General features: G+C 69.8%; 9 protein-coding genes. 8 read left to right on the top strand and 1 reads right to left on the bottom strand.

What is annotated here, in order from left to right; all coding sequences use genetic code 11:
- The first annotated feature begins 11 nt into the window (after positions 1 to 11).
- The 7 genes from IO24_RS0136250 to IO24_RS0136220 all read left to right on the top strand — a co-directional run bounded on the left by IO24_RS0136250 (position 12) and on the right by IO24_RS0136220 (position 9,277).
- Entirely contained in the window at positions 12 to 2,000 is a 1,989-nt protein-coding gene (locus IO24_RS0136250) for a pectinesterase family protein (protein WP_031143490.1), read from the top strand.
- 49 nt (positions 2,001 to 2,049) lie between these two features.
- Complete coding sequence (locus IO24_RS0136245; RefSeq protein WP_031143488.1) at positions 2,050 to 3,411, top strand: ABC transporter substrate-binding protein; 1,362 nt, start codon at positions 2,050 to 2,052, stop codon at positions 3,409 to 3,411.
- Positions 3,412 to 3,533: 122 nt separating this feature from the next.
- Entirely contained in the window at positions 3,534 to 4,331 is a 798-nt protein-coding gene (locus IO24_RS0136240) for a rhamnogalacturonan acetylesterase (RefSeq protein WP_031143486.1), read from the top strand.
- A gap of 33 nt (positions 4,332 to 4,364) precedes the next feature.
- Positions 4,365 to 5,675, top strand: coding sequence for a pectate lyase family protein (locus tag IO24_RS0136235; protein ID WP_031143484.1), 1,311 nt, complete (start codon positions 4,365 to 4,367; stop codon positions 5,673 to 5,675).
- Positions 5,676 to 5,774: 99 nt separating this feature from the next.
- A complete protein-coding gene (locus tag IO24_RS0136230; RefSeq protein ID WP_031143482.1) occupies positions 5,775 to 6,875 on the top strand; it encodes a pectinesterase family protein in 1,101 nt (366 codons plus the stop codon).
- On the top strand, positions 6,868 to 8,133 hold the full coding sequence (locus tag IO24_RS0136225; protein WP_031143480.1) for a pectate lyase family protein: 1,266 nt from the start codon (positions 6,868 to 6,870) through the stop codon (positions 8,131 to 8,133). Before IO24_RS0136230 ends, IO24_RS0136225 begins: the two co-directional genes overlap by 8 nt.
- Complete coding sequence (locus IO24_RS0136220) at positions 8,120 to 9,277, top strand: dienelactone hydrolase family protein (RefSeq protein ID WP_031143478.1); 1,158 nt, start codon at positions 8,120 to 8,122, stop codon at positions 9,275 to 9,277. Before IO24_RS0136225 ends, IO24_RS0136220 begins: the two co-directional genes overlap by 14 nt.
- Before the next feature lie 3 nt (positions 9,278 to 9,280).
- On the opposite strand, the gene IO24_RS0136215 is transcribed toward IO24_RS0136220, so the two are convergent.
- Positions 9,281 to 11,497 (bottom strand): glycoside hydrolase family 43 protein, encoded by a 2,217-nt coding sequence (locus IO24_RS0136215; RefSeq protein WP_031143476.1) that lies wholly within the window; start codon positions 11,495 to 11,497, stop codon positions 9,281 to 9,283.
- Between the two features lie 249 nt (positions 11,498 to 11,746).
- Here IO24_RS0136215 and IO24_RS0136210 point away from each other — a divergent pair, with 249 nt between their 5' ends.
- Positions 11,747 to 12,916, top strand: a complete 1,170-nt coding sequence (locus IO24_RS0136210) for a right-handed parallel beta-helix repeat-containing protein (RefSeq protein ID WP_031143474.1) — start codon at positions 11,747 to 11,749, stop codon at positions 12,914 to 12,916.
- Positions 12,917 to 13,010 lie beyond the last annotated feature (94 nt).

The following is a 13,010-nucleotide window of genomic DNA, read 5'->3' as shown; positions in this document are numbered from 1 at the left end:
TGGGAGCCGCAATGACGCACCTCCGTAGCAAGCGCTTGTCGAGACCGGGGCACGGCAGGATCGCGGCCGCCGTGCTCGGCCTGGTCGCCGCACTCGGCCTCGGCGCGATCGGGGACGCCCGGGCGGCCCCTTCACCGCGGCCCGGTCCCACCGCGGACCGCTGGACCGACCGGCCGCACGGCTTCGCCTCCCTCGCCGGCGGCACCACCGGCGGCGCGGGCGGCAAGGTCGTCACGGTCACCGACCAGGCCGCACTGGCGAAGTACGCGGCGGCCGAGGAGCCGTACGTCATCCGCGTCAAGGGCACCCTGGAGATGGAGCCCTTCGGCACGGAGATACCCGTCGCCTCGGACAAGACCATCATCGGCGTGAGCGACACCGCCGAGATCGTGCACGGCGGCTTCACCCTCGACCCCGGCACGCACAACGTCGTCATCCGCAACCTGACCATCCGCGACACCGCCGTCGAGGGCAACTGGGACTGCAAGGACACCGACTACGACGGCATCCGCCTGGACACCGCCCACCACGTGTGGATCGACCACATACGGTTCTCCCGGATCTGCGACGGGCAGCTCGACATCCGCAAGGACAGCGAGTACGTCACCGTCTCCTACAACCAGTTCACGGACAACAACAAGACCTTCGGCATCGGCTGGACCCCGAACGTCACGACGCAGATCACCGTCGACCACAACTGGTTCCGGGGCACCAAGCAGCGCAACCCCTCCGCCGACAACTGCGCCTACGCGCACCTCTACAACAACTACCTGTCCGCGCAGCTGTCCGACGGCGACCCGGTCTGGACCTACGGCAACTGGGCGCGCGGCAGGACGAAGATGGTCATCGAGAACAGCTTCTACGACGGCGTCCAGCACCCCTACCAGGCCGACGCGACGGCCGAGCTGGTGCAGCGCGGGTCGATCCTGCGGAACACCTCGGGCCGGCACGACGCGTGGGGCACGGCGTTCGACCCGCGGGACTTCTACTCCTACCGGCTCGACCCGGCCGCCGCCGTACCCGCGCTGGTGAAGCGGTTCTCCGGGCCGCAGCAGCGGATCGGCGGGCCGGTCACGCTGCACGTCCCGGGCGACCACCCGACCGTGCAGTCCGCGGTGGACGCCGTCCCCGACGGCAACGACGTCCCGGTGACGATCGCCGTCGCGCCGGGCACCTACCGCGAGAAGGTGTTCATCCCCGCGAGCAAGCCGGGCATCGAGCTGCGCGGCACCGGACGGGACCGCTCCGACACCGTCATCGTCTTCGACACGCCCGCCGAGTACGGGGGTTCGACGGGGAGCGCCACCGTCCGCATCGCCGCGAACGACGTCACCGCACGCAACCTCACCTTCAGCAACGACTTCGACGAGGCCGCGGTCGAGCTGAAGGGCGAACAGGCCCTCGCCATGAAGACGACCGGCGACCGGATCGTCTTCGAGGACACCGCGTTCCTGGGCAACCAGGACACCCTGATGACCGACAGCCCCAAGCTGAACGTGATCAGCCGGGTGTACGTCCGCGACTCCTACATCGAGGGTGACGTCGACTTCATCTACGGGCGGGCGACGACCGTGATCGAGCGGTCGGTGATCCGGGCGCTGAGCCGCGGCTCGGACTCGAACAACGGCTACATCACGGCGGCTTCGACGTGGAAGGGCAACCCCTACGGGTTCCTGATCACCAAGTCGAAGATCGTCAGCGACGCCCCGGACGGGACCTACCACCTGGGGCGGCCCTGGCACCCGGGCGGCGAGCCGGACGCGGTCGCCCAGGTGCTGATCCGGGACACCCGGCTGCCCGCCGCGGTCAAGTCCTCGCCGTGGACCGACATGAGCGGGTTCTCGTGGAAGGACGCGCGGTTCAGCGAGTACCGCACCTACGGCCCGGGCGCCTCGGTCACCCCGGACCGTCCGCAGATGAGCGACCGGGACGCGCGCTCCCACACCGTCACCGCCTACCTGGCGGGCACCGACGGCTGGGCGCCGCACACCCGCCACTGACCCCCCACACCTTCAAGTTCCGCTGGATCCAGAAGAAGAGAGCCGACCAATGAAGATCAGCAATCGCACCAGCAGCAGAGGCGGGCGCCGCACCTCGGCCGCCGTCGCCCTGGGGGCCGTGCTCGCGCTGACCGCGACCGCCTGCGGCGACGACGGCAGCGGGGCGGGCGGCGACAAGGGCGCGGACGGAAGCGGCAAGGGCAAGATCGTCTTCTGGGACAACAACGGCGGTGTCCGCACCGAGAGCTGGAAGGAGATCATCACCGAATTCGAGAAGGCCAACCCGGACATCGAGGTCGACTACGTCGGGATCGCCTCGACCGAGTACCAGTCGAAGGTCGACACCGCCCTTCAGGGCGGCGGCCTGCCGGACGTCGGCGGTGTGGGCGCGGCGATGCTCGCCGGGTTCGCCGCGCAGGGCGCGCTGGAGCCGCTCGACGAGCGGCTCGGCTCGTCGTCGCTGAACGGCAAGCTCAACAAGGACATGGTCGAGTCGCTGAAGGCCGCCGGCGGCGGGGACGACAAGCTGTACTCGATCCCGACCTCCGCGAACAACGGTGTGCTGTACTACCGCACCGATCTGTTCCAGAAGGCGGGGCTCGAGGCGCCCACGACGTGGGACCGGTTCTACGAGGCCGCGAAGAAGCTGACGAACACGGGCAAGAACGAGTTCGGCTACACCATTCGCGGCGGTGCGGGTTCCATCGCCCAGGCGCTGGACGCCATGTACGGGCAGTCGGGCATCACGTCGTTCTGGGACTCCAGCGGTGAGAAGACCACGGTCAACGACCCCAAGAACGTGGCGGCACTGGAGAAGTACGCGGCGCTGTACAAGAAGGTCACTCCGGCCGCCGACCTCAACAACGACTTCACGAAGATGGTCGCGCAGTGGGACTCCGGCACGATCGGGATGCTGAACCACAATCTCGGGTCGTACCAGGACCATGTGAAGGCGCTCGGGGTCGAGAAGTTCCGCGGCATTCCCCAGCCGGTCGGCTCCTCCGGCAAGCGGGTGCAGGTGTCCAACCCCGTGGACGGGCTGGGTCTGTTCAAGAGCGGCAAGAACAAGGACGCCGCCTGGAAGTTCATCGAGTTCGCCACGTCCAGGGCGGAGAACTCGAAGTTCAACGAGGCGGCGGGGCAGGTGCCGTCGAACACGGACGCGGCGAAGGACGCGTGGATCTCGAAGGCCGAGCCGACGAAGCTGGCCGCTGACGCGTTGTCGGACGGGTCGACGACGATTGTGCAGCTGCCGTACTACCTGCCGGACTGGAACACGATCTCCAAGGCCGACAATGAGCCGAACTTCCAGAAGGTGCTGCTGGGGAAGATGAGTGCGAAGGAATTCCTGGACACGATGGCTGAGCAGCTGAATGCCGCGCAGGAGGAGTGGGACCAGCAGAACGGCTAGTTCTGGATTTCGCCGCGGGGCGGCCTGTGGTTCGCAGGCTGCGGGCCGCCCCTGGCTTGTCGCGCAGTTCCCCGCGCCCCTTGGTGAGTTGCGCAACCCCCATTCGCTGAAAGGAACTCCGCGTGTCTCTCAGTCGTAGACAGGTTGCTGTTGCTGCGGCCGCTGTGCCGTTGGTGTTTTCCATGTCGGGTACCGCTCACGCGGGGACCCGCCGTACCCCCACGCTCTACATCGCCGGTGATTCCACCGCCGCGCAGAAGTACGCCAATGCCGCGCCCGAGACCGGGTGGGGAATGGCGATTCCGTTCTTTCTGCGGAGTTCCCGGCTCGCCGTCTCCAATCACGCCGTGAACGGGCGGAGTTCGAAGAGCTTCGTCGACGAGGGGCGGCTGAAGGGGATCCTGTCCGCCATCCGGCCCGGGGACTTTCTCCTCGTCCAGTTCGCCCATAACGACGAGAAGGCGGAGGACCCCACCCGGTACACCGAGCCCTGGTCGACGTATCAGGAGTATCTGCGGATGTACCTCGACGGCGCCCGGGCGCGAGGGGCGCGGCCCGTGCTCGCCACTTCCGTGGAGCGCCGGCGCTTCGACGCCGCGGGGAAGGCCCTGCCGACGCACGGGGAGTACCCGGCGGCCATGCGGGCGCTCGCCGCCGAGGAGCGGGTCGCGCTGCTCGACATCCAGGCGCTGTCGCTCGCGCTGTGGCAGCGGCTCGGGGCCGAGGAGACCAAGAAGTACTTCAACTGGACGGCGACCGAGCAGGACAACACGCACTTCAACCCGCCGGGGGCCGTCGAGGTGGCCCGGCTCGTGGCGCGGGAGCTGCTGCGGACCCGGGTGCTCGGGCCGCGCGATGTGCGGCGGCTGGACGAGCGGATTCCCGAGTCCTGGATCACCTGGCCGGAAGCCGCCGCGTAACACCCCCCGACGAAGAAGGAAGAGAGCCGCACCATGCATCTCCAGAAGTGTCATGATCACATCATTGCGAGAGCCGGCGTGCTCGTCGGCTGCACCGCGCTCGTGCTGTCCCTGAGCGGCACCGGCGCGCACGCCCAGCCACGGGATCTCGCCCGGCAGACCCTCGGGGCCGGCGACGGCTGGGGCTCCCACGGCACCGGTACCACCGGCGGCTCCGAGGCCGACGCGGAGCACGTCTACACCGTCACCACCTGGGAGCAGTTCCGGGCCGCCCTGAAGGACGGCGGGCCGGCGCCCAGGATCATCAAGGTGAAAGGGGTGATCGACGCCGTCTCCGAGGGCTGCGACGCCTTCGCGGCCGAGGGCTACGACTTCCAGAAGTACCTCGCGGCCTACGACCCCTCCGTCTGGGGCCACGACAAGCCGGTCAGCGGGGAGCAGGAGGACCTGCGGGCCGCCTCCGCCGCCGCGCAGGACAAGACCATCAAGGCGAGCGTGCCCGCCGACACCACCATCGTGGGCGTGGGGAAGGGCTCCGGGATCCGCGGCGGCAGCCTGCAGATCAAGGGCGTGGACAACGTCATCGTCCGCAACCTCGCCTTCGAGGCCCCGGTCGACTGCTTCCCGCAGTGGGACCCGACCGACGACAACAAGACCGGCGCCTGGAACTCCGAGTACGACGGCGTGGTGGTGTACGGCTCCACCCATGTGTGGATCGACCACAACACCCTCACCGACGGGCGCTACCCCGACAGCAGCCTGCCGGCCTACTTCGGCAAGATCTACCAGCAGCACGACGGCCTCGTCGACATCGTGCGCGGCGCCAACCACGTGACGGTGTCCTGGAACTCCTTCGAGGACCACGACAAGACCATGCTGATCGGCAACAGCGACGGTGCCGCCGCCGACGACACGGGCAAACTCAAGGTCACGCTGCACCACAACCGCTTCGAGGGCATCGTCGAGCGGGCCCCGCGCGTGCGGTTCGGGCAGGTCGACGCGTACAACAACCACTTCGTGGTGACCAAGGACCAGCCGTACGCCTACACCTTCGGCATCGGCGCCTCCTCACAGCTTCACGCCACGGACAACGCGTTCTCGCTGCCCGCCGGCATCGGCGTCGGCAAGACCCTGAAGAAGTGGAACGAGGCGCCGCTCACCGCTGAGAACAACTACGTCAACGGCAAGCGGACCGACCTCATCGCCGTGCACAACGCGGAGGTCCCCGGCGAGATCCTGCAGTCCGGCGCGGGCTGGAAGCCGGTCCTGCGCACGAAGGTCGACTCGCCGAAGGCCGTCCCGCGGATCGTCGACCGCCAGGCCGGTGCGGGCCGGATCTGCTGACGCCCCCTTGGTACCGGCCGGGGCGGCCCGCATCGCATCCCCCACCCCGGGGGTGCGCCCGCCCCGGCCTCTGAGCAGTGACAGAGAAGGAGCACCCGCATGCCCCTGTCCAGAAGAGGATTCCTGACAGTGAGTGCCGGAGCGGGCGCCGCGCTCGGTCCGGCCGCCGTCCCCGCGCGGGCCGCCGGCCGCCCGCGCCCGTTCGGCCGCTACGGCTCACCGGCCGCACGCCTGACGCCCAGGACGCTCTACGTCCATCCGGGCGGCGCCGGTGACGTCACCACCGTCCGGGACGCGGTGGCCGCGGCGAACGGGGCCGGGCACACCCTCGTCATCGCCCCCGGCACCTACCGGGAGACGGTCGCCGTCGACCGCACCCGCACGGGGATGACCTGGATCGGGGCGAGCGAGAACCCCCGTGACGTCGTCATCGTGTACGACAACGCGGCCGGAACCCCCAAGCCCGGCGGCGGCACCCACGGGACCACCGGCTCGGCCACCACCACCCTGCAGGCCGACGGCTTCACCGCCCGCTGGATCACCTTCGCCAACGACTGGCTGCGCGCCGACCACCCCGGGACCACCGGCACCCAGGCCGTCGCCCTCAAGGCCCAGGGCGACCGGTCCGCCTTCCACCACTGCCGGTTCCTCGGCCACCAGGACACCCTGTACGCCGACTCCATGGCCCTCGGCACCTTCGCCCGCCAGTACTTCGCCCACTGCTACGCCGAGGGGGACGTCGACTTCGTCTTCGGACGGGCCACCGCGGTCTTCGAGCAGTGCCACTTCCGGACCCTGACACGGACCGACCTGGCCGGCGCCCCCTACGGGTTCGTCTTCGCGCCGTCGACGGCCGGTGCCAATCCGCTCGGTTACCTGGTGACCCGGAGCCGTGTCAGCAGCGAGGCACCCGACGGCTACTACAAGCTGGCCCGGCCCTGGGTACCCAGCTCCGACACCACCGCCCGCCCCATGCTCACCGTGCGGGACACCCGGCTCGGCCCGGGCATCGACGCGGTCGCGCCCTACGCCAACATGTCGGACTCCTACCCGTGGCAGGCCCAGCGCTTCGCCGAGTACCGCAACACCGGCCCGGGCGCGGACATCACGGTCCCCGCCAACCGGCCACAGCTCACCCCCCGGCAGGCCCGGTCCGCCACCCGCGCCGCCTGGCTCGGCGACTGGCGGCCGTATGCGTAGGGCCGCCGTGTTCCTCCTCGGCCTCTGCCTGCTCTGGCCGGCCGCACCGGCCTTCGCAGACGAACGCGCCCCCACCGGCTGGGCCTCGACCGGCCCCGGCACGACCGGCGGGGCGGGCGGCCGGACCTGGACGGTGGACACCCGCGCCGAGCTCAAGGCCGCCCTCGCCAACGACGGCGAGCCGGCCGCGCCCAAGGTGATCCGGGTCACCGGCGCCATCAACGGCCACGAGAGCGACGACGGTTCCCTGCTCGGCGAGCAGGACTACGCGCCCGGATACGACCTCGGCGCGTACATGTCCTGCTTCGGCGAGGACGGAGCCTCCTGGTCCGACACCCGTTTCGGCCACTGCAAGCAGCAGCGGCAGCTTCGGCAGACCGGTTCGAACAAGGAGAAGGCGCAGATCCAGCTCACCGTGCCGAGCAACACCACACTCGTCGGCGCCGGCCGCGACGCCCGGCTGCTAGGGGTGTTCCTGACCGTCAACACCGGCAGCAACATCATCGTGCGCAACCTGCGTCTGGAGGCGCCCGTCGACCACTTCACCAGCTGGTCCCCGGACGACGGCACCCAGGGTGACTGGAACGCCCGCTTCGACGCGCTGACCGTGATCACCGGCAGGAACATCTGGATCGACCACTGCACCTTCACCGACGGACGCTTCCCGGACCGCGAGGCCCCGCCGGGGTTCCACGGCGAGCGCGTGCAGCGGCACGACGGGCTGCTGGACATCGAGGACGGCTCCGACCTCGTCACCGTCTCCGACAGCCGGTTCGAGGACCACGACAAGGCGGTCCTCATCGGGTCGGGCGACGGACGCGGCGACCGGGACCGGGGGCATCTCAAAGTGACCTTCGTGCGCAACCTGTTCAGCGACATCGTGCAGCGCGCCCCGCGGGTCCGCTTCGGGCAGGTGCACGTCGTCAACAACGTCCACCGGGGCCGGGCGCCGCTCTACGCCCTGGGCGTCGGCGTGGAGTCCGCGATCTTCTCCGAGCGCAACGTCTTCCGGTACCCAGGAGGAGGACCGTCGCTCGCCGTCGCGGCCTATGGGGGCGCGCGGTTCCACGACACCGGCTCCTGGTTCAACGGCCGGCCCGCCCGCCTGAACGCCGTGGCGAGCGGTCTCGGACTCGGGAACGACATCGGCTGGGACCCCGCCGACGTGTACCAGCACCGCGCCCTGACCTCCCCGGCGGCGGTCGAGCGGTACGTCCTGCGGCACGCCGGAGCCGGGAGGCCGTATGGACGCCCATGAGGCGCTGGGACGACGGACGTTCGTGGTCGGCGCGGGGACCGCGCTGCTGGGCGGGGGAGCGGTGAGCGGGGCGGAGGCGGCGGTCGTGGACGGTCCGCTGCCCGACTTCCACCCGGCCCTGAAGGACGCCCTGACCTTCCCGCTCGCCTGGGGCCGGTCCCCCATCCGCGACGTCCGCGCCTGGCGGCGTACCGCCCGGGCCACCGTCGAGGAGCACCTCCTCGTCGAGCGGCAGGACGGGACACCGTACGCGCCGGAGTTCACCGGCCGTTCCCGGACGCGGGACTACACCCGCGAGCTGGTGACCGTCTCCCTCACCCGCTACGAACGGGTCCGCGGCGCCCTGCTGACCCCGCACGGCCGCGGGCCCTTCCCGGCGGTGCTGCTCCTGCACGACCACGGCGCCAGGTTCGACATCGGCAAGGAGAAACTCGTCCGGCCCTGGTACGACGACACGCGGCTCGCGTCCGCCCGGGCGTGGGCCGAGAAGTACTTCAGCGGGCGGTTCGTCGGCGACGAACTGGCCCGGCGCGGCTATGTGGTGCTGTGCCTGGACGCGCTCGGCTGGGGCGACCGCGGGCCCCTCGCCTACGAGCAGCAGCAGGCCCTGGCCGCCAACTTCTACAACCTCGGCTCCTCGCTCGCCGGGCTCATGGCCCGGGAGGACCAGAGGGCCGCCGCGTTCCTGGCGGGCCTCGACCGGGTGGACGCCCGCCGGGTCGCGGCCGTCGGCTTCTCCATGGGCGCCTGCCGGGCGTGGCAGACCGCCGCCCTCAGCGGTCACGTCGCGGCCGCCGCGAGCGTGTGCTGGATGACGGGCCTGAAGGAGATGATGGTGCCCGGCAACAACACGCTGCGCGGGCAGTCGGCGTACTACATGCTCCACCCCGGCCTCGCCCGGCACCTCGACATCCCCGACGTGGCGAGCATCGCCGCACCCCGGCCGATGCTGTTCTTCGACGGCGGACTCGACACGCTGTTCCCGGCCGAGGGGGTGCGGGTCGCGTACGACAGGCTGCGTGCCGTCTGGCGCGCGCACCACGCCGAGGAGCGGATACGGACGAAGACGTGGCCGGAGCTCGGCCACGTCTTCACCGACACGATGCAGGACGAGGTCGTCAGCTGGCTCGACGACGTCCTGTGAGACTCACCGCCGTACCGGCTTGATCCCCTCCAGGGTCGGTACCACGGGCTTGATCGTTCCGTCGGCCGCGAACTCCATGCGGTCGATGGTGGTCTCGCGGTGCATGCCGTCGCCGCCCGGCCTGCCGGGGCCGTTCAGAGCGAAGCGGTGGTAGACGGCGTACCAGTCGTCGGTGCCGGGGGTGTTCACCACCGAGTGGTGGCCGGTGCCGAGGATGCCGTACTCGGGCCGCTTCTCGAGGATCGTCCCGCGCTTGGTCCACGGGCCGAGCGGGGACGGCCCCGTCGCGTACGCCACGTGGTAGTTCTCGCTGCGGGTGTCGTCCTCCGACCACATGAAGTAGTACGTGCCCTTCCGCTTGATGACGAAGGAGCCCTCGCGGAAGTTGTCCGGGGTGATGTCCCGCACCTTCGACGCGTCGTACGACACCATGTCGTCGTTCAGCGGCACCACGTACCCGTGACCGTTGCCCCAGTACAGGTAGGCCTGGCCGTCGTCGTCCGTGAAGACCGCCGGGTCGATCATCTGGCCCTTCAGCGATCCGCCCTTGGCGACCAGGGGCTTGCCGAGCGCGTCCTTGAAGGGGCCGGCGGGGGAGTCCGCCACCGCGACGCCGATCTGCTGCTCGGCGCAGAAGTAGAAGTAGTACTTGCCGTTCCGCTCGGCGATCGCGGGCGCCCAGGCGTTGTTGTCGGCCCAGCTCACATCCGGCCCGAGGTCGAGGATGACGCCGTGGTCCTTCCAGTTGACCAGGTCCTTCGACGAGTACGCCTTGAACCTGGTGCCGCTCCAGCCCTGGAAGCCGTCCGTCGTCGGGTAGATCCAGTACCGGCCGTTCAGGTAGTGCACGTCGGGGTCGGCGTTCAGGCCCGGCAGGATCGGGCTGCGGGTGCGGACCGCCTCGACCGTCCAGGTGCGCTCGGTGCCGTCGGCGGCCGTCACCGTGTACTTCTGGGGCTTGCGGAAGTCGCGGCGCGTGCCGGACTTCGGGCTCAGCTCGGCCCCTTCACCGGCCCACAGCTTCGGGGCGAGGCCCCGGAGGTCGGCCTCGGGCTCCATCGGCAGGACGACCTTCGAGGCGCTGTCCGTGACGATCGAGTACCCCTTCTGGTGCTTCGCCGTCGCGTCCACGACCGAGGTGGGCGTGGCCGGGTAGGCGGCCAGCAGCCGGTCGTACTCCTTCTGCGTCACCGGCAGGACCGTGCCGTGCCGGGGGCTCGCCGGGAGCTGGTAGTCCGTGGACGGGGTCCACTTGCCCGAAGCGAGGTCGGTGGTCTCGAAGGGGACGTAGCCGCGGCCGCCGTACTCGTCGATGAACAGGTACCACTTCTTCTCGGTGTTCGACTTGAACACCGTCGGGCCCTCACCGCGGTCCATCGCGCCCTTGCCGATGCAGTCGGCCACGAAGTCGTACTTCGTCGACGTCAGCGAGGTCGACTTCTCCCCGGTGATGAACTTCGAGCAGGGGCTGGAGGAGCTGGGGTCCCGCTCGTCCTTGGTGTAGCGGTAGTACTCGTCCTTGTGCTTCACGACCGTGGAGTCGATCACCGAGTAGCCCGGGTCGTTCCAGACCTTCGGCTCGCTAAAGGTGCGGAAGTCCTTGGTGGTCGCGTACAGCATCTTGTTGTACGTGTTGCCCTTGTGGTCCGGGTCGTCGTCGGCGTACAGCTTCGACGCCCAGAAGACGACGTACTCACCGAGTTTGTCGTCCCAGTAGGCCTCCGGGGCCCAGGTGTTGCCCGCGCTGTCCGGGGAGACCTTCACCAGGCGCTGGTCGGTCCAGTGGACCAGGTCGGTGGACTCCCAGACCATGATCGACTTGCTGCCGTGCCGCTGGACCTGGTCCCAGCTGCCGCTGGAGTTCTTGTACATCCGCAGGTCGGTGGCGATCAGGTAGAACTTGTCACCCTTGGGGGAGCGGATGACGAACGGGTCGCGCAGGCCCTTCTCGCCGATCGTGGACGTCAGCACCGGCTTGCCGGCGTTCAGCTCGCGCCAGTGCAGCGGGTCGTTGCCGCGGCTGAGGGCGTAGCGGATCTGCTCGCCGTCGGCGGTGCCCTCGCCGGTGAAGTAGGCGAAGAGATAACCGGCGTACTTGCTTTGCTTCACGGGTGGGGCTCCGGGGTCTGCGGTGCTGGTCGGTGCCGAGAGAAGGGTCAGGAGGAGGCCGGACAGGGCCAGGAAGGGAAGCAGGAGCGTGCGGGCGATGCGGGGGCGCATGACACTTCCTGTCGGAGTGTGGGGGATTCTGTTGGATAGCGGGCCCTCGGAGTTTCACCGGAGGGACGCAGGGCGTCAACGGGTGCAGCGTGAGGCCGGTGGTTCCGAAACTTTCGGAACACCGGGGTCTCCGGCCCACGTGACGGCGGCAACCCTTTCCGGCGCGGCGGCGACTGCTGGACGGAAACGGGCCGGAGCGGGCCCCTCCGAGCCGTCTCCGTCCCCGATCCCTCAGGAAAGGAACGCTCCGTGCTGCCGAGCGCCGGACGTCATCGCAGGACCCGTACGCTCTCCATCGCCGCCGCCGTGGCCTGCGCCGCGGGGGCCGGCGGCGTCTACCTCGGGCTGTCGACCGGCGGCGCGCAGGCCGCCCCGGGGACGGTCACCGTCAGCACCGCGGCCCACCTCGAACAGGCCGTGAAGAGCGCCACCGCCGGCACCGTGATCCAGGTCCGCGGCGGCACCTACCACCCGGCCGCCACCCTCAGGTCCACGGCGAACGGCACCAGCTCCGCGCCCATCACCCTGCGGGCGTACGACGGTGAGAAGGTACGGATCGACGGGTCCAGGCTGCCCGCCGGGTCCTGGCTGGCCGCGATATACGGCGACCACTGGACCGTCCAGGACCTGGCCTTCGTCAACTCCCCGGCCCAGGGTTTCGTCGCCACGTCCTCGGCCGGCGGAATCTTCAGGAACCTGGTCACCGCGGACAACGGCGACTCCGGCTTCACCCTGCGCGGCGACGGCACCACCGGCAACCTCGTGCAGAACCTGGACAGCCACGGCAACTACGACCCGGCCGGCCACGGCCGGAACGCCGACGGCATCGCCGTGAAGTTCGGCTCCGGGACCGGAAACAGGATCACCGGAGCCCGGCTGTACGACAACGCCGACGACGGCCTCGACCTGTGGCAGTTCTCCTCGCCGGTCACCATCGAGCACTCCTGGGCCTTCGGCAACGGCGAGAACCGCTGGAACGACACGGCCTTCGAAGGCAACGGCAACGGCTTCGAGCTGGGCGGCGGGGGCGCGTCCGTCGCCCATGTCGTCAACAACAACGCGGCCTGGGACAACACCCTGCACGGCTTCACCGAGAACTCCAACACCGGGGCCGTCGCCCTGAACCGCAACACCGCGTACGCCAACGCCGAGGACGGCTTCCACTTCGCCACCGGCAAGGCCCGCCTCGGCGGGAACCTCGCCGTCGGCGACAAGGGCGGAGCGGCGAAGCTCGGCTCCTCGACCGTCTCCGCCGGCAACGACTGGGACAGCGGCATCGCCACCCCGCCCTTCCGGACGACGGACGCGACCGGTGCGTACGGAGCACGACGGGCGGACGGCTCCCTGCCCCCGACGACGTTCCTGACGACCGGTTCCACGACCATCGGCTCGACGATGGACTTCGCGGACACCCCCTAGAAGTCTGATGAAGATCTTGGGTTCTGGCCCTGCCGCGTCAGCGGCAGGGCCAGACTCGTTGTGTGGCGATGGGTGAGTGGGTCGGCGAGATGGT

This window comes from Streptomyces flavovariabilis, assembly GCF_000725785.1.
In the GTDB taxonomy this organism is placed as follows: domain Bacteria; phylum Actinomycetota; class Actinomycetes; order Streptomycetales; family Streptomycetaceae; genus Streptomyces; species Streptomyces hawaiiensis.
This window is presented reverse-complemented; position numbering and strand designations above follow the sequence as displayed.

Excerpts from the sequence above, each read along its gene's own strand:
- IO24_RS0136250 (WP_031143490.1), top strand. The coding sequence starts at position 12 with ATGACGCACCTCCGTAGCAAGCGCTTGTCGAGACCGGGGCACGGCAGG.
- IO24_RS0136245 (WP_031143488.1), top strand. The coding sequence starts at position 2,050 with ATGAAGATCAGCAATCGCACCAGCAGCAGAGGCGGGCGCCGCACCTCG.
- IO24_RS0136235 (WP_031143484.1), top strand. The coding sequence starts at position 4,365 with ATGCATCTCCAGAAGTGTCATGATCACATCATTGCGAGAGCCGGCGTG.
- IO24_RS0136230 (WP_031143482.1), top strand. The coding sequence starts at position 5,775 with ATGCCCCTGTCCAGAAGAGGATTCCTGACAGTGAGTGCCGGAGCGGGC.
- IO24_RS0136225 (WP_031143480.1), top strand. The coding sequence starts at position 6,868 with ATGCGTAGGGCCGCCGTGTTCCTCCTCGGCCTCTGCCTGCTCTGGCCG.
- IO24_RS0136220 (WP_031143478.1), top strand. The coding sequence starts at position 8,120 with ATGGACGCCCATGAGGCGCTGGGACGACGGACGTTCGTGGTCGGCGCG.
- IO24_RS0136215 (WP_031143476.1), bottom strand. The coding sequence starts at position 11,497 with ATGCGCCCCCGCATCGCCCGCACGCTCCTGCTTCCCTTCCTGGCCCTG.